This window comes from Limnohabitans sp., assembly GCF_030158565.1.
Classification (GTDB): domain Bacteria; phylum Pseudomonadota; class Gammaproteobacteria; order Burkholderiales; family Burkholderiaceae_C; genus Limnohabitans_A.
Genome location: NZ_JAOASQ010000075.1, coordinates 1 through 24,386 on the forward strand (window position 1 = coordinate 1; position 24,386 = coordinate 24,386).

The 24,386-nt window shown below is 60.5% G+C and carries 21 protein-coding genes; 18 read left to right on the plus strand and 3 right to left on the minus strand.

The genetic code is table 11. The features are described from left to right. Window positions 1-112: 112 nt before the first annotated feature. The 3 genes from Q1W40_RS15020 to Q1W40_RS15030 form a co-directional block, all read right to left on the minus strand. Complete coding sequence (locus Q1W40_RS15020) at window positions 113-634, minus strand: Rrf2 family transcriptional regulator (RefSeq protein ID WP_300713462.1); 522 nt, start codon at window positions 632-634, stop codon at window positions 113-115. A 167-nt stretch (window positions 635-801) separates the two neighbouring features. Continuing rightward, on the minus strand, window positions 802-1,497 hold the full coding sequence (locus Q1W40_RS15025) for a S4 domain-containing protein (protein ID WP_300713463.1): 696 nt from the start codon (window positions 1,495-1,497) through the stop codon (window positions 802-804). Window positions 1,498-1,525: 28 nt separating this feature from the next. Then, window positions 1,526-3,172: an MBL fold metallo-hydrolase gene (locus Q1W40_RS15030; protein WP_300713465.1), complete on the minus strand. Its 1,647-nt coding sequence runs from the start codon at window positions 3,170-3,172 to the stop codon at window positions 1,526-1,528. Between the two features lie 61 nt (window positions 3,173-3,233). Here Q1W40_RS15030 and dapF point away from each other — a divergent pair, with 61 nt between their 5' ends. The 18 genes from dapF (at window position 3,234) to Q1W40_RS15120 (ending at window position 24,337) form a co-directional block, all read left to right on the plus strand. Further along, window positions 3,234-4,106: a diaminopimelate epimerase gene (gene dapF, locus Q1W40_RS15035; RefSeq protein ID WP_300713467.1), complete on the plus strand. Its 873-nt coding sequence runs from the start codon at window positions 3,234-3,236 to the stop codon at window positions 4,104-4,106. An 18-nt stretch (window positions 4,107-4,124) separates the two neighbouring features. Further along, a complete protein-coding gene (locus tag Q1W40_RS15040) occupies window positions 4,125-4,805 on the plus strand; it encodes a DUF484 family protein (RefSeq protein ID WP_108324428.1) in 681 nt (226 codons plus the stop codon). A gap of 15 nt (window positions 4,806-4,820) precedes the next feature. After that, a complete protein-coding gene (locus Q1W40_RS15045; protein ID WP_300713470.1) occupies window positions 4,821-5,819 on the plus strand; it encodes a tyrosine recombinase XerC in 999 nt (332 codons plus the stop codon). 145 nt (window positions 5,820-5,964) lie between these two features. Further along, on the plus strand, window positions 5,965-7,146 hold the full coding sequence (locus Q1W40_RS15050) for a class I SAM-dependent methyltransferase (protein ID WP_300713472.1): 1,182 nt from the start codon (window positions 5,965-5,967) through the stop codon (window positions 7,144-7,146). A 257-nt stretch (window positions 7,147-7,403) separates the two neighbouring features. Next, window positions 7,404-8,495 carry a GTP-binding protein gene (locus Q1W40_RS15055; RefSeq protein WP_300713474.1) on the plus strand — a complete coding sequence of 364 codons (1,092 nt, stop codon included), beginning with the start codon at window positions 7,404-7,406 and terminating at the stop codon, window positions 8,493-8,495. Between the two features lie 245 nt (window positions 8,496-8,740). After that, window positions 8,741-9,892, plus strand: coding sequence for an RNA polymerase-binding protein DksA (gene dksA / locus Q1W40_RS15060; RefSeq protein ID WP_315169876.1), 1,152 nt, complete (start codon window positions 8,741-8,743; stop codon window positions 9,890-9,892). A 341-nt stretch (window positions 9,893-10,233) separates the two neighbouring features. Beyond that, the gene (gene mraZ / locus Q1W40_RS15065; protein ID WP_108324718.1) at window positions 10,234-10,662 is read left to right on the plus strand and encodes a division/cell wall cluster transcriptional repressor MraZ; all 429 of its coding nucleotides are present in this window, start codon (window positions 10,234-10,236) and stop codon (window positions 10,660-10,662) included. A 5-nt stretch (window positions 10,663-10,667) separates the two neighbouring features. Next, entirely contained in the window at window positions 10,668-11,597 is a 930-nt protein-coding gene (gene rsmH, locus Q1W40_RS15070) for a 16S rRNA (cytosine(1402)-N(4))-methyltransferase RsmH (RefSeq protein ID WP_300713477.1), read from the plus strand. Further along, complete coding sequence (ftsL, locus tag Q1W40_RS15075; RefSeq protein ID WP_300713479.1) at window positions 11,594-11,914, plus strand: cell division protein FtsL; 321 nt, start codon at window positions 11,594-11,596, stop codon at window positions 11,912-11,914. Before rsmH ends, ftsL begins: the two co-directional genes overlap by 4 nt. Next, complete coding sequence (locus tag Q1W40_RS15080; RefSeq protein WP_300713481.1) at window positions 11,911-13,647, plus strand: penicillin-binding protein 2; 1,737 nt, start codon at window positions 11,911-11,913, stop codon at window positions 13,645-13,647. The genes ftsL and Q1W40_RS15080 overlap by 4 nt, the downstream gene beginning before the upstream one ends. Then, window positions 13,647-15,185, plus strand: a complete 1,539-nt coding sequence (locus Q1W40_RS15085) for a UDP-N-acetylmuramoyl-L-alanyl-D-glutamate--2,6-diaminopimelate ligase (protein ID WP_300713483.1) — start codon at window positions 13,647-13,649, stop codon at window positions 15,183-15,185. Before Q1W40_RS15080 ends, Q1W40_RS15085 begins: the two co-directional genes overlap by 1 nt. Beyond that, on the plus strand, window positions 15,182-16,603 hold the full coding sequence (murF, locus tag Q1W40_RS15090) for a UDP-N-acetylmuramoyl-tripeptide--D-alanyl-D-alanine ligase (protein ID WP_300713485.1): 1,422 nt from the start codon (window positions 15,182-15,184) through the stop codon (window positions 16,601-16,603). The genes Q1W40_RS15085 and murF overlap by 4 nt, the downstream gene beginning before the upstream one ends. After that, window positions 16,593-17,771, plus strand: a complete 1,179-nt coding sequence (gene mraY / locus Q1W40_RS15095) for a phospho-N-acetylmuramoyl-pentapeptide-transferase (RefSeq protein WP_108324415.1) — start codon at window positions 16,593-16,595, stop codon at window positions 17,769-17,771. The genes murF and mraY overlap by 11 nt, the downstream gene beginning before the upstream one ends. Before the next feature lie 3 nt (window positions 17,772-17,774). Next, window positions 17,775-19,604, plus strand: a complete 1,830-nt coding sequence (murD, locus tag Q1W40_RS15100; RefSeq protein ID WP_300713488.1) for a UDP-N-acetylmuramoyl-L-alanine--D-glutamate ligase — start codon at window positions 17,775-17,777, stop codon at window positions 19,602-19,604. A 17-nt stretch (window positions 19,605-19,621) separates the two neighbouring features. Beyond that, window positions 19,622-20,902 carry a putative lipid II flippase FtsW gene (ftsW, locus tag Q1W40_RS15105; protein WP_300713497.1) on the plus strand — a complete coding sequence of 427 codons (1,281 nt, stop codon included), beginning with the start codon at window positions 19,622-19,624 and terminating at the stop codon, window positions 20,900-20,902. Continuing rightward, a complete protein-coding gene (murG, locus tag Q1W40_RS15110; RefSeq protein ID WP_300713490.1) occupies window positions 20,899-21,972 on the plus strand; it encodes an undecaprenyldiphospho-muramoylpentapeptide beta-N-acetylglucosaminyltransferase in 1,074 nt (357 codons plus the stop codon). The genes ftsW and murG overlap by 4 nt, the downstream gene beginning before the upstream one ends. Further along, window positions 21,969-23,378, plus strand: a complete 1,410-nt coding sequence (murC, locus tag Q1W40_RS15115) for a UDP-N-acetylmuramate--L-alanine ligase (RefSeq protein ID WP_300713492.1) — start codon at window positions 21,969-21,971, stop codon at window positions 23,376-23,378. Before murG ends, murC begins: the two co-directional genes overlap by 4 nt. Further along, window positions 23,375-24,337 (plus strand): D-alanine--D-alanine ligase, encoded by a 963-nt coding sequence (locus Q1W40_RS15120; protein WP_108324411.1) that lies wholly within the window; start codon window positions 23,375-23,377, stop codon window positions 24,335-24,337. The genes murC and Q1W40_RS15120 overlap by 4 nt, the downstream gene beginning before the upstream one ends. Window positions 24,338-24,386: the final 49 nt, after the last annotated feature.

Genomic DNA, 24,386 nt, shown 5'->3' on the forward strand with positions numbered 1-24,386 from the left:
GCAGCGGGCAACCGCTGTGCACAGAATCCGGCTTATCGGCGAGCTTCACACTTTTTCAACCCATGAAAAAACCCGCCGAAGCGGGTTTTTTGGTCAGCGGCTCAAAAGCCCATCAGCCGCGTGAAGGCATCAAGGTGCCCGCCAGCGCAAACACCGAGTTGGGGGCGGTGATCTTCAAGGTGCTTTTGGGCTTGGCAAACACACCGCGCTTGACGGCGGGCGCAGGCGCTGGCTCGACGGTGACGCCTTGGGTGCGCTGCTCGGCCACCAGTTGGCGCAGGCTGATCGACTGCAGGTGCGTCAGCATTTTTTCGTTCAGGCTGGCCCACAGCTCGCTGTTCATCCAGCTGCCGTCGGCTGCGGTTTCGTCATCGGAAGGGGCGTCCACGGCACCCACGATGTCGGCCATGGTGATCTTTTCGGCGCTGCGCGACAGCGAATAACCGCCGCCCGGGCCACGCGTGCTCTCGACCAGGCCTTGCTGGCGCAGCTTGCTGAACAGCTGTTCTAAATAGGACAGCGAAATTTGGTGGCGCACGCTGATGGCGGCCAGCGACACGGGGCCGCGGTCTTCGCGCAGGGCGACGTCGATCATGGCGGTGACGGCAAATCGGCTCTTGGTGCTCAAACGCATGGTGTGCTCCTTTCTGCGTTGGACAAACCCTCATGGGCATTGCCCCGGTCACTAACTGCATGGTTTGCAGTTGTGACTGAACGGTCATTTTCTCAGACTCATGACACAGTTGGGGATTACCCGTTCCATTTCAAGGGTAAATCCTGTGTATTTTTGTCGGAAATCAACTAGAAGCGTTCGTTGCCTGCCAGTTGCCGCCATTGGCCGGGCTCCAGCGGGGCCAGGCTCAAACGGCCCACCCGCTGGCGGCGCAGGTCCTGCAGGGGGCATTGTTCGTCCAGCCAGCGGCCCAGCTCCAGCCCGTCGATGTCTTTGCCCGCGATGCGCAGCACCGTGAGTTGCTCGGTCTGGCGGTTGATGCTGGCGCGGATGCCCGGGCCGTTCAGGCCTTTGACCAGGCCCTCTGGCACTTCACCGCCCACGGTGGCCATCCATTCTTGTTCCATGGGGCTGCGGCGGTCTTCCAGGTGGCGCAGCACGCCCACATCGTCCGTGAAGATGCACAACCCGCTGGCGGGTTTGGCCAAGGGCAGGGGCATCTGCATTTTGGCCAGGCGCTCGGGGCCCCACAGGCCGGGCTGGGGGGCTTTCAGGCCCACGGTGTCTTGCAGCCAGGCCAGGTTGGCCACCCGGTGCGCCGGTTTGAACAGCACCAAGGTCAGCGGGGCCAGTGCGGCCATGGACACCAGGCGGTTCACCTGCACGGTTTGCTCCTCGCGCACACGCCGGGCCGGGTCGGTCACGACTTTGCCCGCCACCTGCACGCCACCGGCCACGATCAGGGCTTCGGCTTCGCGGCGCGAGCAGTTTTGCTCGGCGGCCACGCGTTTGGCCAGGCGGATGCCTTCTTCAGAGGAAATCATCAATGCTTTCAAAAATTCTCAAAGCGAATCAAGACAGGGCTTGTTCGCGGATGTGGTCCACGTGCGCCTGCAAAGAGCGGGCGGCCACTGGCCACAGGCGGGGCGGCACGTCGTCGTAGGCTTTTTCGACCCATTCTTGCAGGCTGCCCTGGGGCAGGGCCTGCATGGCGGCGGCGATTTTGGCCTCGCGCTTCAAGCGGTGCGCCTTCAGCTGCGTGATGGCCTGGTGCGCAAAGCCCAGCACATGGCCGTGCGCAGGCAAGATGAATTCAATCTTTCCGGCTTCGCAGGCAGCGGCCAGTTTGTCCAGCGAATCCAGGTAGTCGCCCATGTGGCCGTCGGGCGGGTCGATCACGGTGGTGCTGCCGTTGAGCACATGGTCGCCCGAAAACAGCAGGCCGTCTTCTTCGAGCACCAGACACAGGTGGTTGGCCGCGTGGCCGGGGGTGTGCACCACGCGCAGGGTGTGGGTGATCTCGCCTTGGACGCCAATGCCTTGCAGCACCAGTTTTTCGCCATCTTCCAGTTCGCGCTCGGGGGTGAAGCGGCTGTTGGCGCGGGCGGTGGGCTTGGAGGCCAGGCCCAGAATCGGCGGCTTGTTCGTGCACAGGGCCTGCAAGGGGGCCGCGCCGGGTGAATGGTCCGGGTGCGAGTGGGTGCACACAATGGCCTTGATCTGCCCGCCTGCGGCGCGCCACAGGCGCTGCAGGTGCTCGTCGTCGGCGGGGCCCGGGTCGATGGCGATGTAGCCGGTGTCCGGGTCGCCCACCAAATAACTGTTGGTGCCGGGGCCGGTCATCACCCCGGGGTTGGGGGCCGTGAGGCGCTGCACGTTCTTCAGCAATGGCACGGGCTGGTCGGTCTGCCAGTCCAGGTGGTGGTGGATTTGCCCGTCGGGCGTGACCAGGGCCAGCTCGCCAAACGGGGCTTCGTGCTCCATGTAACGCGCTTCGTTGCCCGCCAGCCAGCCGGCACGGGGGCAGCTGGTCCACAGCGGTTCGTCGTTGACGGCGCAGGTTTGCAGCACCTCGTCCACGTTGGCAAAGGCTTTGAGGCGCTCCAGCGTGCGGATGGTCGGGTACACCATGAAGAAATCACCCGCTTCGTGCCGGGCCAGCGCGTCGGCCGGGCGCACCCAGACCGGCTCGAACTGCTCGGCCTCGTCGGCCACCGGGGTTTGGCCTTCGGGCATGCGGGCCACCAAAAAGGGCACGTCAAAGCGGCGTGGCAGGTCGCGGTCGGTGATCCAGTGGGCCAGCACGAACACCTGATCGGCCGCAAGGGTGAGACCTTGGGCTTGGCATTGGGCAGCAAACGGACCTTGCCGATCGATGGCTGCGATGTCGTCGTGGTTGGCCCAGCGCCCGTCGGCATGGCGGGCGAGCAAGACGCCCAGCTCTTCAAAGCTTTCACGGATGGCCGCAATCGCTTGCGTCAGGTGCAAGTCGCTTTGTGTGGGGCGGCGTTGCGCCAGGTTGTGCGCCTGGGCATCGGCGGCGTCGATGCCGCCTCCCGGAAACACATAGGCACCGGGCGCAAAGCTGGCGGTCATCGAGCGGCGCGTCATCAGCACTTCAATGCCTTGCGGTCCGTCGCGCAGCAGCAGCACGGTGGCGGCGGGGCGCAAGGGCGCGGGTTCACGTTGGGGGTAGAGGAGTTGGGAGGTGCGTGCCATGCGCCATTATCGGGGGACTTGATGTCCTGTCTGGCCCGGGCGCAAGGTGATAATCGCGGCCATGCACATTCGCTTTACCAAGATGCAAGGGGCCGGCAACGACTTTGTCGTGCTCGACGAGACGCATGGCCGCCTGGGCCTGAGCGCGGCCCAGTACCGTTTTTTGGCCGACCGCCACTTTGGCGTGGGGGCCGACCAGATCCTCACCGTGCGGCCTTCGCCCGCGCCAGGCCTGGACTTTGAATACGTGATCCACAACGCCGATGGCGGCGAGGTGGAACACTGTGGCAACGGTGCCCGCTGCTTTGTGCGCTATGTGCGCGACAAGGGCCTGACCGACAAAACCAGCGTGCGCGTGAAAGTGCAGCAAGGCGAGATCGAGCTCACCATGAACCCCGATGGCCGCGTGACGGTGAACATGGGTGCCCCGGTGTTTGATTGGGAGCGCGTGCCTTTCAACCCGATCGGCCTCATCAGCGACCAGGTCAACGGCTGGCCGGTGTTTGATCTGGCACTGGGCCAGCAGGGCATTGCACGGGTTGGCGTGGTGTCTATGGGCAACCCGCATGCCGTGCAGCGCGTGGACGATGTGGACACCTTCCCGGTGCTGGCCCAAGGACCGCTGATTGAACACCACCCCGCCTTTCCCAAGCGGGTGAATGCGGGCTTCATGCAGATCGTCTCGCGCAGCCAGATCAAACTGCGCGTGTTCGAGCGCGGCTCGGGCGAGACCCTGGCCTGCGGCACCGGCGCTTGTGCGGCCGTGGTGGCGGGCATTCGCCAGGGCTGGCTGGACAGCCGCGTGGACGTGCAGACCCACGGCGGCGTGCTGACCATCGAATGGGCCGGCCAGGCCGACAGCCCGGTCATGATGACCGGCCCCGCCACCCCGGTGTTCGACGGCGAAATCGATGTGCCCGACACCCTTTCCTGAATTTCTGGAGACAAGAACATGACCACGCCTGAACCCATGAGCCCGATCACCGAAGACGACATCGCCGACTACCTGGTGAACACGCCGGACTTTTTTGAGCGCCATGCCTCGCTGCTGGCCACGGTGCAATTGACGCACCCGCAAAGCCACCGCGCCGTGGGCCTGCAAGAGCGCCAAGCGCAGATGCTGCGCGACAAGATCAAGGGGCTGGAGCACCGCATCATGGACATGATCCGGCACGGCAACGAGAACATGATCCTGACCGACAAGCTGCACCGTTGGTCCTGCGACTTGCTGGTGGCGCAGCCCGAGCATCGGGCGGAGTCGGCGCTGGAGAACATCCGCGAGCTGTTTCAGGTGCCGCAATTGGCTTTGCGTTTGTGGTCGCTGGACGCAGCGCACAGCCAGGCCCCCTATGCGCAGGGCGTGACCGAGGCGGTGCAAGAATTGGCCGCATCACTGGACACGCCTTATGTGGGGCCCAACACCGGTTACGAAGCGGTGCAGTGGTTGGCTGAACCTGCCCAGGCCGCCTCGCTGGCCTTGCTGGCTTTGCGTGCAGCACCGGGCCAGGCGCCGTTTGGTTTGCTGGTGCTGGCCTCGCCTGATGCCCAGCGTTTCAACAGCCAGATGGGCACCGATTTGCTCGAGCGCTTGGCCGAGCTGGCGGGGGCCGCTTTGTCGGTGTTGCGCGCCTGATGCGGATGCCAGGGTATGACTGAGTTGCCGCAAGATCAGTCATCGGTGGCGCGTGAAATGGACCCGTTGGTCATCCGCTACCTGGACCACGTGCGTTTTGAAAAACGTTTGGCCGAGCGCACCTGCACCCTGTACCGGCTCGACCTGATTCGCTTGGCCGAGATGGCCAGCGCCGTCAACATGCCCTTGCTGCAGGTGCAGACCGGGCACATCCGCCGCTGGGTGGCCCAAATGCACAGCGCGGGCCGCACGGGGCGGGGCATTGCCCTCATCTTGTCGGGTTGGCGCGGTTTTTACACCTGGCTCGGGCGTGAAGGGCTGATTGGCCACAACCCCGTGGTGGACGTGCGGGCCCCCCGTGTGGCCAAGCCTTTGCCCAAAGCCTTGGGGGTGGACGAGGCGGTGCAATTGGCCGAGCACGAAGAAAACGATGACGATCCCTGGTTGGAGGCGCGCGATGCGGCCATGGTCGAGTTGCTTTACGGTTGTGGCTTGCGTGTGGCCGAGTTGACCGGTCTGGATGTGCTGCCAAGCACCGAAGCGGCCCGCGCCGGACGCGGCTGGATCGATGTGCAAAACGCTGAGGTGCAAGTGCAGGGCAAAGGCGGCAAGCGCCGCAGCGTGCCGCTGGGCAGCGCTGCCATCGAGGCGCTGACGCATTGGTTGGCGGTGCGCACGCAGGTGCCGGGCATGTTGACACAGGCCACGCCGGGCGCATCGCCCACATCGCTGGCGCTGTTTCCGGGGCACCGTGGCACGCGCCTGACGGCGCGATCGGTGGAGTTGCGCCTCAAGCGCCGCAGCCAGCTCGCAGGTTTGGCCACGCCGGTGCACCCGCACATGCTGCGCCACTCCTTTGCCAGCCATGTGCTGCAGTCCAGCGGCGACTTGCGGGCAGTGCAAGAGTTGTTGGGGCACGCCAACATCACCACCACGCAGGTCTACACGCGGCTGGACTTTCAGCATCTGGCCAAGGCCTACGACGCGGCGCATCCTCGAGCCAAGCGCAAATAAAGTTTGAACGCGTCATTGCGAGGAGCGCAGCGACGCGGCCATCCAGTGGCGTTGCCCGGCCCGGCACTGGATGGCCGCGCTTCGCTCGCCATGGCGGCGAAAGCCCTGCCGAGCTGGAGCGGGACAGTGCCCGACAATAGCCCCCATGAAAACCATTCGACTCAAAGACGGCAAAGAACGTTCCTTGCTGCGCCGCCACCCCTGGGTGTTTGACTCTGCCATTGCCAAAGGCGGGGGTGACCCCGGTGAGACGGTGCGTGTGGAATCGCACGCCGGGCAGTTTCTGGGCTGGGCATCGTTCAGCCCCAGCTCGCGCATCCGGGCGCGTGTTTGGAGTTTTGATGATGCCCAACGCATTGACGCGGCTTTCATCGAATCGCGCATCGCCCAAGCCGTGGCCGCGCGTCAGTGGTTTGACATCCAAAGCGATGGTGTGCGCCTGGTGCATGGGGAGTCCGACGGTTTGCCGGGCCTGATCGTGGACCGCTACGCCGACACGCTGGTCGCGCAATTCACCAGCTGCGGCACCGAGCGTTTCAAATCAGCGATTGCCGATGCCTTGCTCAAAGTCACGGGTCTTTCGCGCCTGTATGAGCGATCCGATGCCAACGTGCGCAGCCTCGAAGGCTTGCCCGAAGTCACCGGCTGGCTGCGCGGCGACGGCCCCACCGAGATCACCATCCGCGAACACGACTGGCAGCTGACGCTGGATGTGGCCACTGGCCACAAGACCGGCTTTTACCTGGACCAGCGCGACAGCCGCCACCGCTTTGCGCAGCACACGCGCCACCGCCGATTTGGCAAGGTGCTCAATTGCTATTGCTACACCGGCGGCTTCACCGTGGCGGCGCTGGCCGGTGGGGCAGGGCATGTGACCTCGATTGATTCTTCTGGTCCGGCACTCGAGCGTGCCCGTGCCCATGTGCGGCTGAACGGCTTTGACGAGTCCCGCACCACCTTCATGGATGCCGATGTGAACGCCAGCCTGCGTGCTTTCATCGAAGGGGGCGAAACCTTTGACGCCATCGTGCTCGATCCGCCCAAATTCGCGCCCACAGTCGCTCACGCCGAGCGTGCTGCCCGCGCCTACAAAGACATCAACCGCTTGGCCTTCAAGTTGCTGGCCCCGGGTGGCGAGCTGTTCACCTATTCCTGCTCAGGCGGCATCAGCGCCGACCTGTTCCACAAAATCGTGGCCTCGGCCGGCACCGATGCGGGCGTGGACGGTTACATCAGCGAACGCCTGCAAGGTGCCCCCGATCACCCGATGACCATCAACTTCCCGGAAGGGGAGTACTTGAAGGGCTTGGTGGTGGTGCGCAAGTAAAGCTTGGTCTGGAGGGCGTGTATGCACGCCCCTGTTGTGAACGATCTTGTGGCCGCCTGTCAGCCGTATTGAGAGCTTGCCTGTCACCCCGGGCGAAGACCCGGGGTCCATCGTGCACAAACCAACAGCCTGGATGCCGGATCAAGTCCGGCATGACATGAAGCCTGGATGCCGGATCAAGACCAGCATGACAGCCAGAGCGATATTCATCGCTACACTCCCCCTCTCTTGTTATCGACCTTTTCTCGGAGCATTTCATGGCACTTATTCCTGCAACCATCTTGACCGGCTTTTTGGGCTCAGGAAAAACCACCTTGCTCAAGCGCGTGCTGACCGAAGCGCATGGCCAAAAGATTGCCGTGATCGAGAACGAGTTCGGTGAGGAAAACATCGACAACGACATCCTGGTGTCTGACACCAACGAGCAGATCATCCAGATGAGCAATGGCTGCATCTGCTGCACCATCCGCGAAGACCTGCGGGCCACGCTGCAGTTGCTGGCCGCCAAGCGCCGCAAGGGCCTGCTGACGTTTGACCGCATCGTGATCGAGACCACCGGCCTGGCCGATCCTGGCCCGGTGGCGCAGACCTTTTTCATGGACGACGAGATCGCCGAGACTTTTTTGCTGGACTCCATCTTGACGCTGGTAGACGCCAAGCACGCGGCGCAGCAACTGAATGACCGCCAGGAAGCGCGTCGCCAGGTGGGCTTTGCCGATCAGATTTTCATCAGCAAGGCCGATCTGGTGTCGGCGGGTGACCTCGATGCTTTGCAGCACCGCCTCAAGCACATGAACCCGCGTGCGCCGCAAAAGGTGGTGCATTTCGGTGAGGTGGCTTTGAGCGAAGTCTTTGACCTCAAGGGCTTCAACCTGAACGCCAAGCTGGACATCGACCCTGATTTCCTGAGCGAAGAAGGTCACGACCATGTCCATGGCGAGCATTGCGATCACCCCTCGCACCAGCATGACCACGAACACGGAGAGCATTGCGACCACCCTTCACATGACCATGAAAACAGCCACGGCCATGGTCACCACCATCACCACGACGATGACGTAAAGAGTTTTGTGTTCCGCTCTGAGCGGGCCTTTGATCCGGCCAAGCTGGAAGATTTCCTGGGTGCCATCGTCAACATCTACGGCCCCCGCATGCTGCGCTACAAAGGTGTGCTGAACATGCGCGGCACCGAGCGCAAAGTCATTTTCCAAGGCGTGCACCAGCTCATGGGCAGCGATCTGGGGCCGATGTGGGCTGAGGGCGAGCCCAAATTGAGCAAGATGGTGTTCATTGGCATCGATTTACCCAAGGATATTTTGTTGCAGGGCCTGGATCAGTGCCTGATTTGAGCTTGTTCGGCGCAGTACCCGTTCTGCCCTTTGCGAGCGAACTTGTCTTTAATCCGCACGTTGGCGTTTTTTGCGCTTTCTTGTCGCTACAATCGCCGCCCTGACGGCACCCTCTTTTGGAGGGGCGTGCGAACCCCACAAGGTCTATAACAAGGGTTTGAGATGTACATGTACGGGTTGGGTAATGGATTTGCCTTGTGCAGGCCTTGCTTGACTTGCCCTTCAACACGGCCAGGAGACAAGGCGTGAAGACCTCGAAGAAACCAGCAGCCAAAGTGGCTCAAAAGAAGACCCCGGCCAAGGCCCAAAAACCTGTCGCAGCAGTTAAAAAAGCAGCGCCAGTCAAAGCCAAGTCGGCGCCTGTGAAGGCCGTGGCCAAGGTCAAAGCAGCTGTCAAGCCCAAGGCCCCGGCGAAAGCTCCGGTCAAGGCCAAAGTGGCCGTGACCGCCAAAGTCTCCAAGTCAGCTGCCAAGGCGCCAACAAAAGCGGCGCCCAAAGTGGCAGCAAAAGCCCCTGTTAAAGCGGTGCCCGCAAAAAAACCTGCCAAGACTTTGACTGGCAAAAAAGCGGCTGTAGCCCCCAAAGCGGCTGCAGTCAAAACGAAACCGGTGGTGCCTGCCGCTTCTCTCAAAGCGGTTGTCGCCGCCAAATCCAGTCCCGCCACCAAGGCGAAGGCTGCCCCTGCACCGTCCGCTAAAAAGGCCGATGCAGTTTCTCAAGCGAAACCTATGCCCGTTACCAAAGCGGAGCCTGTCAAGGCTCCTGTTGTGCCCGCTCCTGTGGCCACTTCCCCCGATCAGCCTGTGCGTGCCACACGCCCTTCTGCCCGTTTGGCCCAAATCACCGTGCCTTCATTGCCGCAAGCCGTGGCCTCGACAGCGGCCAAAGCCAGTTTCTTGCCCAGCGCACCTGCGCCCGTAGCGCCGTCATTTACCCCGATCAAAAAAGACGCTAAGTTGGCCAACAACTGGAAGACCAAGAAGCTGGAGGAGCTCAGCGATGCTGAAATCATCGCCATGTCCGATGCCGAGTACATGAACGATGTGCAGATGGCTTACTTCCGGCGCAAGTTGGTCACGCTCAAGCAGGATATTTTGAACAGCGCGGGCGAGACCACTGAGCATCTGCGTGAAGACACGGTGGTGGTGCCCGATCCCGCAGACCGTGCGACGATCGAGGAGGAACACGCCTTGGAATTGCGTACTCGAGACCGTGAGCGCAAATTGCTCAAGAAAATTGAGCAATCCATCATCCGGATCGATGCGGGTGATTACGGTTTTTGCGATGAGACCGGCGAAGCCATTGGTGTGGGCCGTTTGCTGGCCCGTCCCACGGCCACCTTGTCCTTGGAGGCGCAGCAGCGCCGTGAACTCAAGCAAAAGATGTTCGGAGATTGATGCCTCGGCTCGCGTTCTGCAAAAACCCCTTTCGAGGGGTTTTTTTATGCCTGATGGGATATGGCGAATTTGATTTTTATGATTTTCAAGTTCTTGCCAGCAATTTTTACAATTTTTAATTCCTTTAGACATCACTTTCATTGGCCCTTGTAAGTGCCTAATTTTGAAAGAAATTTACCCTTTGCTGGCTTCCAATTTGCGAGCTAAGCTGTTGATTTCATTGAAAAAAATCTACAAAGACACCTTGTAGTGGGTGGATTTCCTGATACAGTGCAAAAAAGTGCAATTAAGTGGGGGAAAGTGCCTCCGATTGCAGTTTGCAACTGAAAAAGGTCATTCACGTGTTTCAAGGGGCTTCATCGCTGAGTCTGGATGCCAAGGGGCGGCTGTCTGTGCCGACCCGGCACCGTGACGTCTTGAGCGCGATGGCACAGGGCCACTTGACCATCACCAAGCACCCCCATGGTTGCCTGATGGTTTTCCCTCGCAATGAGTGGGAAAAGTTCCGTGAGCGCATCGCTCAGTTGCCCATGTCTGCCCAGTGGTGGAAACGTATTTTTCTGGGCAATGCCATGGATGTGGAGATGGATGGCACGGGCCGCGTGCTGATCTCGCCCGAGTTGCGCCAGGCTGCCGGTATTTCCAAGGACACCATGCTCTTGGGCATGGGCAATCACTTCGAGCTGTGGGACAAAGCCACCTACGACGCTCAGGAAGCCCAAGCCATGCAGGGTGAGATGCCCGATGTGTTCAAGGACTTTTCGTTCTGATGGCCATGACCGAGTCAAAGCCCGTCCACATCACCGTGCTGTTGCAAGAAGCCGTAGATGCTTTGTTGCAGGCGGATGCGGGTGTGGATGGCGCTTATGTCGATGCCACTTTTGGTCGCGGTGGTCATTCCCGTTTGATTTTGTCCCGCTTGTCTGCGCAAGGCCGCTTGCAGGCTTTTGACAAGGACTTGGAGGCGATTGCCGAGGCGAGGCGCATTGAAGATCCTCGTTTCTCGATTCGGCATGAAGGCTTTGCCAACCTGAGCGACTTGCCCGATGGCTCTGTCGATGGTGTGTTGATGGACCTGGGTGTCAGCTCACCCCAGATCGACAGCCCCGAAAGGGGTTTTTCTTTTCGTTTTGACGGCCCGCTGGACATGCGCATGGACACCACGCGCGGCGAGAGCGTGGCCGAATGGCTGGCAACGGCAACAGTGGATCAAATCACGGAGGTGATACGTGACTATGGCGAAGAACGGTTTGCTTTTCAGATTGCAAAGGCGCTTGTGGCTCGCCGACAAGAGCGGGGCCCAATTTCAACCACCGCCGATCTGGCCCAGCTCGTGGCTGACACGGTCAAAACCCGCGAGCCGGGTAAGGACCCTGCAACGCGGACATTTCAGGCTTTTCGGATTTTCATCAATGCCGAGCTTGAAGAGCTCGAACAAGCGTTAACAGCCAGCCTGCGCGTGCTCAGGCCTGGTGCGCGCTTGGTGGTGATCAGCTTCCATTCGCTGGAAGACCGGATCGTCAAACAGTTCATGGCCAAGCATTCCAAAGAGGTGGTGGACCGCCGGGTGCCGTTTGCTGCGCCTGTCCAGATGCGTCTGAATGCCCTGGGCCGCGTCAAACCCAGTGCCGAAGAGGTGGCGGGCAACCCTCGATCTCGCAGTGCCATCATGCGCATTGCTGAGCGCACTGAGGTGCCTGCATGACGCGACTCAATGTGCTTTTGGTTTTGACTGTGCTGGCCAGTGCCTTGGTTTTGGTGCATAGCCAGTACGAATCGCGACGTTTGTTCATGGCGATGGAGTCTGCGCGCAAGGATGCGCATCGCCTGGAGATCGAGCGTGATCGTTTGCTGGTCGAGCGCAGAGCTCAGGCCACGCCTTTGCGTGTGGAAAATATCGCGCGTCAACAACTGCAAATGAAAACGGCAACGCCTGCTATCACACAATACGTGAATTTGTCGGGCAAGGCGTCTGCGCCTGTCGCCCCGGTGGCTGCCCCTTCCCGGGAGGCTCACCCATGAGCAACCGCAGCGTGCAGTTGAGCTCCAGCCCTTTATTGGCCAGCAAGACGCCAGTGTGGCGCAGCAAATTCATCGTGGCGGCAATCGCTTTGGGCTTCTTGGGCTTGGTAGGGCGCGCGGCTTATGTGCAGGTGATTGCCAATGACTTTTTTCTGCGCCAAGGTGAGGTGCGTTTTGCTCGTACCTTGAGTTTGCCCGCAAACCGTGGACGCGTTCTCGATCGCAATGGCATGTTGCTCGCTTCGAGCGTACCTGCACCCAGTGTCTGGGCCAGTCCCGAAGACATCGAGCGCGATCCGGTCAAGCTGCGCGAGTTGGCCCGTCTTTTGCAGATGAGTCCAGCCGAACTGGACAAAAAGCTCAAGGACGAAGAAAAGACGTTTGTCTGGCTACGACGCCAAATGGATGAGCCGGTGGTCAAGGAAATCCAGGCCTTGAACATCAAGGGCGTTTACGATATCCGGGAGTACAAGCGTTTGTACCCTGAAGGTGAGGCTGCAGCCCACATCGTGGGCTTTACCAATGTGGAAGACCAAGGCCAGGAAGGTGTGGAGTTGGTTTTTCAAAAGCAGCTCGCCGGCAAGCCAGGTTCCCGTCGTGTGATCAAGGACCGTTTGGGCCGTGTGGTGGAATCGGTGGGGGAGACCATTCCTCCCGAAGACGGCATGGATCTGCAGTTGAGCGTGGACAGCAAAGTTCAGTTCTTTGCCTACCAAAAACTGCGTGAGGCTGTGGTGGACAACAAGGCCAAGGCTGGCAGCGTGGTCGTGTTGGATGCCCAAACCGGTGAAATTTTGGCGCTCGCCAATTACCCCAGTTATTCGCCTGATAAACGGGTCAATTTGAGCGGTGAGCAATTGCGCAACCGGGCGCTGACCGACACATTCGAGCCTGGCTCGACGATGAAGCCTTTTGCCGTAGCGCTGGCGCTTGAAAAAGGTTTGGTTAAACCGGAAACCCCCATTCAGACAGCGCCGGGGCGAATCACCATCACGGGCTCGACCATCACAGACGCCCACCCCCATGGCGTGCTGACGGTCAATGAAGTGATTCAGAAGTCGAGCAACGTTGGCACCGTCAAGATGGCGATGCAGATGCAACCTCGCGAAATGTGGGAAATGTTCACCCAGGTGGGCTATGGTCAAAAACCGCAATTGCCGTTTCCCGGTGTGGTCAGTGGCCGTTTGCGGCCCTACAAAACATGGCGCCCCATTGAGCAAGCCACCATGAGCTACGGCTATGGCATTTCGGCCAGTTTGTTCCAGGTGGCGAGGGCTTACACCGTGTTTGCCCGCGATGGCGAGGTGGTGCCTGCCACCTTGATGAAAGCGAACGGTCAAGTGCAGGGCACACGGGTGATCAGCAGTGAAAATGCCAAAGCCATGCGCAAGATGTTGCAAATGGCTGCCGGCCCTGGCGGAACGGCGCAAAAAGCCCAAACCATGGGCTATTCGGTGGGGGGTAAAACCGGCACTGCACACAAGCAAGAAGGCAAGGGCTACGCGGGCAAAAAATACCGTGGCTTTTTCGTCGGCATGGCGCCCATTGAGGCGCCACGCATCGTTGTGGCAGTCATGATCGATGAGCCCACCAATGGCCGTTATTTTGGTGGCGATGTGGCCGCACCCGTGTTCAGCCAGACGGTGCAGCAAACCCTGCGCTTGATGGGTGTACAGCCTGACATGGCGGTCAAGCCACAAATTGTCAGCAATGCGGTGGAGGAGTCTTTCTGATGAAGACTCTCATGACACCCTTGGATGCAGCACGCTGGTTGCGTCAACGCGTGACCGGTGAATTGCGCACCGACAGCCGTTTGGTGCAGCCCGGTGATGCGTTCATCGCCTGGCCTGGTGCGGCAACCGATGGGCGCCTGTATTTGGCATCGGCTTTACGGCAGGACGCACATGCCTGCATCCTTGCTCAGGAAGGCAGCGAGCCATGGCAGTCCTTGAGCGAACAAGACCAGACGCAACATAAGCGCGAGCGCATGGCCTGCATGTCCAACCTCAAAGCCCAGACGGGTTGGTTGGCCGATGCCTATTATGAGAATCCCAGCGATGAGATTTCTGTTTTGGCGGTTACCGGAACCAACGGCAAAACATCGATCACATGGTGGCTCGCCCAAGCACTGTCTTCGCCAGTTCTGAAAAGCACTTGCGGTTTGATCGGTACATTGGGTGTGGGGCAATTGCCGCAGTTGGTGAGCACGGGCATGACGACCCCCGATCCGGTGTTGCTGCAGCGGCAATTGCGCGAGTTTGCCGATGCTGGACTGGCGCACTGCGCGATCGAAGCCTCTTCAATCGGTTTGGCGGAGCACCGCTTGGATGGCGTACGCATCCGCGTGGCGGTTTTCACCAATTTCACCCAAGACCACCTGGATTACCACGGCAGCATGGATGCCTATTGGGCGGCCAAGGAGGCACTGTTCAACTGGCCAGGTTTGCAAGTTGCCGTCCTCAATGTGGACGATCCTCAAGGGGCTCGTTTGGCCCAGCAATTGCAGGCACGCGGTCTGGATGTCTGGACTTGTTCTCGCCAAGGGGCTGCTCGCTTGCAGGCGCGTCCATTGCCAAGCAACGAAGGTCTTTCTTTCGAGGTCAGCTTGGCAGGTCAGACCCTCACGCTGCAGACGGGCCTGATTGGTGACTACAACATTGACAATTTGTTGGGTGTTATCGCGACGGTGTGTGCGCTAGGTCATTCCTTACAAGAAGCCGTACAAGCCTGCAGCTATCTGACGGCGGTGCCAGGACGCATGCAGCGCGTGGTGGCACTCAAAATCGACGCGCCCTTGTCGGTGGTCGATTACGCCCACACACCGGATGCCGTTGAGAAAGCCTTGAGCGCTTTGCGTACTTTGGCAGATCAACGCGGCGGTCGTTTGTGGTGCGTCCTCGGTTGTGGGGGTGACCGCGATCCCGGCAAACGCCCTTTGATGGCGGCAGCCGCACAAGCGGGCGCAGACCATGTGGTGCTGACCAGCGACAACCCACGCACGGAGTCGCCCGAGGCCATCTTGGCGGCGATGGCACAAGGCTTGAAGTCGGCTGATCAGGCCACCTGTTTGGTGGACCGTGCGCAAGCCATCGCCTGGGTGATGGAGCAGGCTGAGAACGAAGACGTGGTTCTTGTGGCAGGTAAAGGCCATGAGACCTACCAGGAAATCCAGGGTGTTCGGCAGCCCTTCTCGGATGTCGAGCATGTAGAGCAAGGTTTGCAGCGACGTGTCGCCCGTTTCACTCTTGCCGCGCAGGAGGACAAGGCATGAGCGCGATGAATCTGTCTTTGCAGCAAGCACACAGTTGGCTGACCAACGCCCGTTGCGTGGGGGATGCTCATCTGGTGGTGGACCGTGTCCACACCGACACCCGAACACTGCGATCCGGTGATTTGTTTGTGGCCTTGCGTGGCGAAAAATTTGATGCCAACCAGTTCATCGACCAAGCCAAGGCGCAAGGTGCTGCAGCTGTGTTGTGTGAGCCGCAAGGCGAAGCCTTGGCGTTGGTTCAGGGCTTGAGCGCGATCGTTGTTCCCGATGCACGTCTTGCGTTGGGCGAATTGGCAGCCGGTTGGCGTGCCCAGTTTGACTTGCCCCTGATCGCCATCACGGGCAGCAATGGCAAAACCACGGTCACGCAAATGGTCGCTTCGATCTTGCGTGCCCATGCCCCTGAGCACAGTTTGTCGACACAAGGCAACCTCAACAACGACATTGGCGTGCCGCTGACTTTGCTTAACCTGCGTGCGCACCACCGCGTCGCCGTGGTGGAGCTGGGCATGAACCACCCCGGCGAGATCGCCTATCTGGCGCGCATTGCGAAGCCCACCGTGGCACTGGTGAACAACGCCCAGCGTGAACACCAGGAATACATGGGCACGGTAGAGGCGGTTGCGTATGAAAACGGCGCGGTGCTGCAAGCTTTGCCGCCACAGGGCGTAGCGGTTTATCCCGCCGACGAAACCTACACCCATATTTGGATGAAATTGGCCGCGCCTCGTGCATGCTGCACTTTTGCCTTGGAAGATGCCCAAATCAGTGCTGCTGTCGTGCTCTGGACGGCAGGTGCCTGGCAATTCACACTCAAAACAGCCGAGTGCACGGCACCTGTGCGTTTGCACATCGCGGGCCGTCACAACGTGAAAAACGCACTGGCCGCCGCCGCTTGTGCGTTGTCTGCAGGGGTGCAACTGGCCGCTGTGGTGCAGGGCTTGCAAGCCTTTGAGTCGGTCAAGGGGCGCTCGCGCGCCTTGCTCTTGAACATGAATGGCCAGGCGCTGTCCTTGGTAGATGACACCTACAACGCCAATCCCGATTCGGTACGTGCAGCGATCGACGTGCTGGCCGAGTTGCCTGGCCCACGGCTGATGGTGCTCGGTGACATGGGCGAGGTGGGCGACCAAGGTCCGCAGTTCCACGCCGAAGTCGGCGCCTATGCCGCTGAGCGTGGCATTGAAGCCTTGTACACCTTGGGCGAGTTGTGCGGCGATGCGGCCAAAGCCTATGGCTCAGCCCGTCATTTTGAAAATATGGCCTCGCTGCGCGAAGCCGTGTTGGCGCAAGCGATGGACTTCCAGAGCATCGTCGTCAAGGGCTCGCGCTTCATGAAGATGGAGCAGGTGGTGGAAGCACTGGTTCAGCAAGCGACAAACATCAACAACAAAAAAGGGGAGGCCCATGCTGCTTAGTTTGGCGCAATGGTTGCAAACTTTGTCTCCGGAGTGGGGCTTTTTGCGTGTATTCCAATACATCACCTTCCGTGCGGTGATGGCGGCTTTGACCGCTTTGCTGATCGGTTTGGGTGCCGGTCCTTTTGTGATCCGTCGCCTGACCGCGCTCAAGATCGGTCAACCGATCCGTGGGTATGCCATGCAGTCGCACCTGGCCAAAAGCGGCACGCCCACGATGGGCGGCGTCTTGATTTTGCTGTCGATCGCTGTGTCGACCTTGCTGTGGTTTGACCTGTCCAACCGCTTCGTCTGGATCGTGTTGATCGTGACTTTGGGCTTTGGCGCCATCGGCTGGGTAGATGACTGGCGCAAGGTGGTCAACAAAGACCCCGAAGGCATGCGTTCACGCGAAAAATATTTCTGGCAATCGGTGATCGGCCTGTTGGCCGCGCTGTACTTGGTGTTCAGCATTTCCGAAAGTTCGAACCTGCGCGTGTTGGACCTGTTTGCCAAATGGGTCATGTCCGGGTTTGATGTGAATCTGCCACCCAAAGCCGGTTTGATGGTGCCCTTTTTCAAGGAGGTGAGCTATCCGCTGGGCGTGTTCGGTTTTGTGATCCTGACCTACTTGGTCATCGTGGGCGCCAGCAACGCGGTCAACCTGACCGATGGTTTGGATGGCCTGGCCATCATGCCGGTGGTCATGGTGGGCTCGGCGCTGGGCGTGTTTGCCTATGTGACCGGCAGTTCGGTGTATTCCAAGTACCTGTTTTTGCCGCACATCCCGGGCTCGGGTGAACTGATGATTTTCTGCGCGGCCATGGCCGGTGCCGGTTTGGCTTTCTTGTGGTTCAACACACACCCTGCACAAGTGTTCATGGGCGATGTGGGCGCACTGGCCTTGGGGGCCGCATTGGGCACCATTGCGGTGATCGTGCGCCAGGAAATCGTGCTGTCCATCATGGGGGGCATCTTTGTGGTCGAGGCCTTGTCGGTCATGGCCCAGGTGGCCTACTTCAAGTACACCAAAAAGAAATACGGTGAAGGACGCCGCATCTTGAAGATGGCGCCTTTGCACCACCACTTTGAAAAGAGCGGCTGGAAAGAAACGCAGGTCGTTGTGCGTTTCTGGATCATCACCATGCTGCTGTGTTTGGTCGGCTTGTCGACTCTGAAGCTGAGGTAAGCCATGCAACAGCTCCACGGTCAACACGTTCTGATTCTCGGTTTGGGTGCTTCGGGCCTGGCAATGGCCCGTTGGTGCGCCCGCGCCGGTGCAGAGGTGACCGTGGCCGATACCCGTGAGACACCGCCGCAACTGGCCGCACTGCAGGCCGAGTGGCCAGCCGTGCGCTTTGTGGCAGGCCCCTTCGCTGCCAGCTTGGTGGAAGGCCGCTCTGTGCGTGCCGTGTTCCGCAGCCCGGGTCTGTCGCCCGAAGTGGTCGCCCCTGTGGTGGATGCCGCCAAGGCCATTGGCCTGTGGCAAGGGGGGGAGTTGAGCTTGTTCGCTGCCGGCTTGCAAGAGTTGAAGCATGAATATGGCTATGCCCCGCAGGTGCTGGCCATCACCGGCACCAACGGCAAGACCACGGTGACCTCGTTGACAGGCCAACTGGTCGAGCGTGCTGGCAAGACCGTCAAGGTGGCGGGCAACATTGGCCCCACATTGCTCGACACATTGGCCCAATCGCTGGTAGAGGCCCAGGCCTTTGTTGAGCAGCAAGCCCAAGAGCTGGCTGAGCAAGAGGCTCAAGAAGCTGCGCAAGCGGCGACCGAGACGGTGGCTGAAGCCATTGCCGCGACGCCGGTCAAAACACCCGATGTTCAAAGCGCTGGCGAAGCCGAGGTGGATGCTGAAGCCGCCGTGGACGAAGACGCCAAAAATGACGCTGACAAGGACGACGGAAATAGCGCCGAAGCAGACGCCGGAGCAGATGCCCAAGTAGATGCCGAAGAAAGCGTCAACACCGTGCTGCCCGTGGTCGCCCCCCTTGTGGTGCACCCCATGGCCAAGGCCTTGCCGCAAGTCTGGGTGCTGGAGCTGTCGAGTTTCCAGCTCGACAGCAGCGAAGGCTTTGAGCCCACGGCCGCCACCGTGCTGAACATCACGCAAGACCATCTGGATTGGCATGGTTCGATGGCCGCCTATGCGGCTGCCAAAGCCCGCATTTTTGGTGACCAAGGCCTGATGGTGCTCAACCGCGAAGACGCGCAAGTCATGGCCATGCGGCCCGCGCCGATCAAGGTCAAGTTGCAGCGGCCGATTGAACGGGCTTGCCTCACATTTGGTGGTGACATGCCTCAGCGCCCCGGTGACTTTGGCATTGAAGTGATGAACGGCATGACCTGGCTGGTGCGCGCCCTGGAGGCCGACGAAACCCGCCGTCGCCGCAAGGATGCCGAAGAAGAGTTGCACATTCAGCGCCTCATGCCTGCCGATGCTTTGCGCATTCGCGGTCGCCACAACGCGGTCAACGCTCTGGCCGCTTTGGCTTTGGCCAGCAGCGCCGGTTGTTCTCTGGCGCCCATGTTGTACGGCTTGCGCGAATACCGCGGTGAGCCACACCGCGTCGAGCCGATTGCCGTGGTCAATGAGGTGGAATACTTTGACGACAGCAAAGGCACCAATGTGGGGGCCACTGTGGCGGCCTTGCAAGGGCTGGGCGCTGACCGCCGCGTGGTGGTGGTCTTGGGCGGTGATGGCAAAGGGCAAGATTTCTCGCCACTGGCCGAGCCCGTGTCGCGTTTTGCGCGTGCCGTCGTGTTGATCGGTCGCGATGCTGCGCTGATCCGCGAAGCCTTGAGCGGGGTGGATGTGCCCGTCGAGGATGCCGCTGACATGGCGGCAGCGGTAGAAAAGGCCACCGCCTTGGCACAAAGTGGTGATGCGGTTTTGATGTCGCCAGCCTGCGCCAGTTTTGACATGTTCAAGGACTACGAGCACCGTGCACGTGTGTTTGTGCAGGCTGTCGCCGATCTGGCGGAAGCGGCCGGTGCCAGCATGGAGGGCGCGCTGTGAGCGAAAGCCAAGGCTTCATGCCAACCCTGCGCGGCAGCTTTGTGCGCTTGGCTGGCCTGTTCACTGGCGGCCAAGCCAAGGCCGAGGTCGCCGCAGCACAGGGCTTGCCGGTGAATCTGGGCGGCTATGAATTTGCGCGCCAGTCACCCGGTTCGGCCGCTCGCTTGCAGGGTGTGGACCAGGCCTTGGTCTGGGTGGTCGTGGCCTTGCTGATGTGGGGCATGGTCATGGTGTATTCAGCCTCGATCGCTATGCCCGATAACCCGCGCTTTGCACGTTATGCGCAGACGCATTTTTTGACGCGGCACATTGTCTCTTTGGTCATGGGTTGTGCGGTGGCTTTGCTGGCCTTCCAGGTGCCCATGGAAACTTGGGAAAAATTGGCCCGTCCCATGTTCGTTTTGGCACTTGTGCTGTTGGCGCTGGTGCTCATTCCCTACATCGGCAAAGGCGTCAATGGAGCCCGCCGCTGGATTTCGTTAGGCATCACGAACTTCCAGCCATCCGAATTGGCCAAGTTGGCGACCATCATTTATGCGGCCGATTACATGGTGCGCAAGATGGAGGTGAAAGAGCATTTCTTCCGTGCGGTATGGCCCATGGGTGCGGCCGTCGCTCTGGCCGGTGTGTTTTTGCTGGCTGAACCTGACATGGGTGCCTTCATGGTGATCGCCATCATCGCCATGGGTATTCTGTTCCTGGGTGGCGTGAATGCCCGCATGTTCTTCCTGATTTTTGCGGTGCTGGTCGGGGCGTTTGTGGTCATGATCGCTGCATCGCCTTGGCGGCGCGAGCGCATTTTTGCTTACCTCGATCCCTTCAGTGCCGAGCATGCTTTGGGCAAGGGCTACCAGCTGTCGCACTCTCTGATCGCGATTGGCCGAGGCGAAGTCTGGGGGGTGGGGCTGGGCGGCAGCGTTGAAAAACTGCATTGGCTGCCGGAAGCCCACACCGACTTTTTGCTGGCTGTGATTGGCGAAGAGTTCGGTTTGGTCGGTGTGACCTTGGTCATTTTCATGTTCCTGTGGCTGGCCCGTCGCATCATGGTGATTGGCCGCCAATCCATTGCGCTGGACAAAGTGTTTTCGGGCTTGGTGGCACAAGGTGTGGGCATCTGGATTGGTTTTCAGGCCTTCATCAACATGGGCGTGAACTTGGGCGCTTTGCCCACCAAAGGTTTGACACTGCCGCTGATGAGTTACGGCGGCTCGGCCATCATGATGAACCTGGTGGCGATCGCCATCGTGTTGCGCATTGATGCCGAAAACAAACAAATGATGCGCGGAGGTCGGGCATGATCGAACTCAAACAAAAATGCGCATTGATCATGGCCGGCGGCACGGGCGGGCACATCTTTCCCGGCTTGGCTGTGGCCGAAGCCTTGCGTGATGCCGGTTGGCGCGTGCACTGGTTGGGTGCTCCTAACAGCATGGAAAGCCAGTTGGTCCCTCCGCGTGGATTCGCCTTCGAGGCCATCGACTTCGGCGGCGTGCGTGGCAAGGGCTTGAAAACGTTGGCTTTGCTGCCCCTGCGCTTGCTCAAGGCTTTCTGGCAAAGCCTGCAGGTGGTGCGCCGCGTCCAGCCCGATGTGGTGCTGGGCTTGGGCGGTTACATCACCTTCCCGGGCGGCATGATGGCCAGCCTGTGCGGCAAGCCCGTCGTCCTGCATGAACAAAACTCGGTGGCAGGCATGGCCAACAAGGTCTTGGCCCAAGTGGCCGACCGGGTGTTCACCGCTTTCCCGCAAGTGTTCAAAACCGGCCAATGGGTGGGCAACCCCCTGCGTCAAGCTTTCACGCAACAAGCCACCCCGGCAGAGCGCTTTGCCGGCCGCAGCGGTCCATTGCGCGTCCTGGTGGTTGGCGGCAGTCTGGGCGCCAAGGCGCTCAATGACACCGTGCCGCAAGCGCTGGCACTGATCCCTGAAGCACAGCGTCCGCAGGTCATCCACCAAAGCGGCGCCAAGCAGATCGATGCACTGCGCGCCAACTACCTGGCCGCTGGTGTGCAGGCCGAGTTGACCCCCTTCATCGACGACACGGCCACCGCCTTTGCGCAGGCCGATCTGGTGATCTGCCGTGCAGGCGCCAGCACTGTGACCGAATTGGCCGCCGTGGGTGTGGCCGCCTTGTTTGTGCCTTTCCCCTTTGCGGTGGATGACCACCAAACCACCAATGCCCGATTTTTGGTGGAGCACGGTGGCGGCTGGCTGGTGCAGCAGGCCGAATTGACGGCCGAGTCTTTGGCCGCACGTTTACAAAATCTGGATCGCAGCCAGTTGCTGGCTTGCGCCCAAAAAGCCCACGAACAGAAAAAAACAAATGCAACTCGGGAGGTTGTGATGGCTTGTGAGGAGTTGGCGGCATGAAACACGCCATTCGAAACATTCATTTCATCGGCATTGGCGGCTCAGGCATGAGCGGCATTGCCGAGGTGTTGCTCAATTTGGGTTATGCCATTTCGGGCTCTGACCTGTCGGACAGCGCCACCTTGCGCCGTCTGGCTGGCCTGGGCATCCAGACGCATGTGGGTCACAGCGCCGACAACGTGCGCGATGCCGATGCCGTGGTCACCTCTACCGCCGTCAAGGCGGACAACCCCGAAGTGCTGGCCGCGCGCGAGCGCCACATCCCGATCGTGCCGCGTGCGGTGATGCTGGCCGAGTTGATGCGCATGAAGCAAGGCGTGGCCATTGCCGGTACACACGGCAAAACCACCACCACCAGTTTGGTCGCCAGCGTGCTGGCCGAAGCCGGGCTGGACCCGACCTTTGTGATCGGTGGACGTTTGAACAGCGCTGGCGCCAATGCCAAGCTGGGCACCGGTGACTACATCGTGGTCGAGGCCGACGAGTCGGATGCGTCTTTCCTGAACCTGTTGCCCGTGATGGCGGTGGTGACCAACATCGACGCGGACCACATGGAAACTTATGGCCACGATTTGGCCCGCTTGAAAGCCGCCTTTGTGGACTTTCTGCACCGCATGCCTTTTTACGGTACGGCCATCATGTGTGCCGACGATCCAGGTGTGCAGACCATCCTGAATGACATCGCGCGTCCGGTTACCACCTATGGTTTGAACGAAGGCGCGCAAGTGCGCGCTGTGGATGTGCGCGCCGTGGACGGCCAGATGCATTTCACCGTGCAGCGCCGTAACGGCGTGGTCATGGCCGATATGCCCATCGTGCTGAATCTGCCGGGCAAACACAATGTGCTCAACGCGCTGGCGGCCGTGGCCGTGGCCGTCGAGTTGGGCGTGGACGATGCTGCTGTGCAGCGTGCCCTGGCTGGTTTCAAAGGTGTGGGCCGCCGTTTTCAACGCTATGGCCAGGTGCGCACCGCCGATGGGCAAGGGCAATTCACCTTGATCGACGACTACGGTCACCACCCCGTGGAGATGGCCGCGACTTTGGCGGCCGCTCGAGGGGCATTTGCTGGTCGCCGCTTGGTCTTGGCCTTCCAGCCTCACCGCTACAGCCGCACGCGTGATTGTTTTGAAGACTTTGTCAAAGTCATTGGCAATGGCGCCGATGCCGTTTTGTTGTCCGAGGTCTATGCCGCCGGTGAAGCGCCAATTGTGGCCGCCGATGGCCGGTCCTTGGCACGTGCTTTGCGCGTGGCGGGCAAGGTGGAGCCGGTGTTTGTCGATGACATCACCGAGATGCCTCAAGCGGTGTTGACCAACGCACGTGATGGCGATGTGGTGATTTGCATGGGTGCGGGCACCATCGGTGCCGTGCCTGCCAAAGTTGTAGAAATGGGAGGTGCTGCATGAGCACTTCAAAATTGGGAAAAGTGGCTGTGCTGATGGGCGGACGTTCCGCTGAGCGCGAGGTGTCTTTGATGTCCGGTCAGGGCGTGCTCCAAGCCTTGCAGGCTTCGGGTGTGCAGGCGCATGCGTTTGATCCCGCCGAGCGCGACCTCAGTGAGCTCAAGCGCGAGGGCTTTGACCTGTGCTTCATTGCTTTGCATGGTCGTTATGGCGAAGACGGTACTGTGCAAGGCGCGCTGGAGTTGCTGGGCATCCCTTACACCGGCTCCGGCGTGATGGCTTCCAGCATCGCGATGGACAAGACCATGACCAAGCGTGTCTGGATCGCCGAGGGCCTGCCCACACCGCGTTATGAACTGGTGCACCGCGAACAATTGGCCAGCGTTTCGGCTGAAAAATTGATCGCTGCCTTGGGTTTGCCCATGATCGTCAAGCCAGCACGCGAAGGCTCCTCGATTGGCGTGACCAAGGTCACCCGCGCCGACGAGTTGCCCGCCGCATTGACCCAGGCCGCGCAATGCGATGCCGACATCTTGTGCGAGCAATGCATTGTGGGTGACGAAGTCACCTGCCCGGTGCTGGGCGCAGGCGAATCCGCCAAGGCCTTGCCGGTGATCCGCATCGTGGCGCCAGAAGGCAATTACGACTACCAGAACAAATACTTCACCGACGACACCCAGTACCTCGTGCCCAGTGGTTTGCCAGCTGCCGAGGAAGCCGCCATCGAGGCGCTGGTGGTCAAGGCTTACCAGGTGCTCGGCTGCCGCGGCTGGGGCCGCATCGACGTGATGATCGATGGCCAAACCCGTCAGCCTTATTTGCTGGAAATCAACACCTCGCCGGGCATGACCGGCCATTCGTTGGTGCCCATGTCGGCCCGTGCCGCAGGCATCAGCTATGAGGCGCTGTGCGCCCAGTTGCTGGCCACTGCAGCGTTGGACCATCAGGAGGTGCGCGGGTGAAAAAAGCCATGCCTTTGCCGATGGACGTCCGGCTCATGAACTTCACCGC

What these genes read in the sequence shown, in the direction of transcription:
- Q1W40_RS15025 (WP_300713463.1), bottom strand. Translation starts at nt 1,497, where the DNA reads ATGATTTCCTCTGAAGAAGGCATCCGCCTGGCCAAACGCGTGGCCGCC.
- dapF (WP_300713467.1), top strand. Translation starts at nt 3,234, where the DNA reads ATGCACATTCGCTTTACCAAGATGCAAGGGGCCGGCAACGACTTTGTC.
- ftsW (WP_300713497.1), top strand. Translation starts at nt 19,622, where the DNA reads ATGCCAACCCTGCGCGGCAGCTTTGTGCGCTTGGCTGGCCTGTTCACT.
- murD (WP_300713488.1), top strand. Translation starts at nt 17,775, where the DNA reads ATGCAACAGCTCCACGGTCAACACGTTCTGATTCTCGGTTTGGGTGCT.
- mraY (WP_108324415.1), top strand. Translation starts at nt 16,593, where the DNA reads ATGCTGCTTAGTTTGGCGCAATGGTTGCAAACTTTGTCTCCGGAGTGG.
- Q1W40_RS15080 (WP_300713481.1), top strand. Translation starts at nt 11,911, where the DNA reads ATGAGCAACCGCAGCGTGCAGTTGAGCTCCAGCCCTTTATTGGCCAGC.
- rsmH (WP_300713477.1), top strand. Translation starts at nt 10,668, where the DNA reads ATGACCGAGTCAAAGCCCGTCCACATCACCGTGCTGTTGCAAGAAGCC.
- Q1W40_RS15085 (WP_300713483.1), top strand. Translation starts at nt 13,647, where the DNA reads ATGAAGACTCTCATGACACCCTTGGATGCAGCACGCTGGTTGCGTCAA.
- Q1W40_RS15055 (WP_300713474.1), top strand. Translation starts at nt 7,404, where the DNA reads ATGGCACTTATTCCTGCAACCATCTTGACCGGCTTTTTGGGCTCAGGA.
- Q1W40_RS15020 (WP_300713462.1), bottom strand. Translation starts at nt 634, where the DNA reads ATGCGTTTGAGCACCAAGAGCCGATTTGCCGTCACCGCCATGATCGAC.
- murG (WP_300713490.1), top strand. Translation starts at nt 20,899, where the DNA reads ATGATCGAACTCAAACAAAAATGCGCATTGATCATGGCCGGCGGCACG.
- Q1W40_RS15045 (WP_300713470.1), top strand. Translation starts at nt 4,821, where the DNA reads ATGACTGAGTTGCCGCAAGATCAGTCATCGGTGGCGCGTGAAATGGAC.
- murC (WP_300713492.1), top strand. Translation starts at nt 21,969, where the DNA reads ATGAAACACGCCATTCGAAACATTCATTTCATCGGCATTGGCGGCTCA.
- Q1W40_RS15030 (WP_300713465.1), bottom strand. Translation starts at nt 3,172, where the DNA reads ATGGCACGCACCTCCCAACTCCTCTACCCCCAACGTGAACCCGCGCCC.
- Q1W40_RS15120 (WP_108324411.1), top strand. Translation starts at nt 23,375, where the DNA reads ATGAGCACTTCAAAATTGGGAAAAGTGGCTGTGCTGATGGGCGGACGT.
- ftsL (WP_300713479.1), top strand. Translation starts at nt 11,594, where the DNA reads ATGACGCGACTCAATGTGCTTTTGGTTTTGACTGTGCTGGCCAGTGCC.
- Q1W40_RS15040 (WP_108324428.1), top strand. Translation starts at nt 4,125, where the DNA reads ATGACCACGCCTGAACCCATGAGCCCGATCACCGAAGACGACATCGCC.
- Q1W40_RS15050 (WP_300713472.1), top strand. Translation starts at nt 5,965, where the DNA reads ATGAAAACCATTCGACTCAAAGACGGCAAAGAACGTTCCTTGCTGCGC.
- murF (WP_300713485.1), top strand. Translation starts at nt 15,182, where the DNA reads ATGAGCGCGATGAATCTGTCTTTGCAGCAAGCACACAGTTGGCTGACC.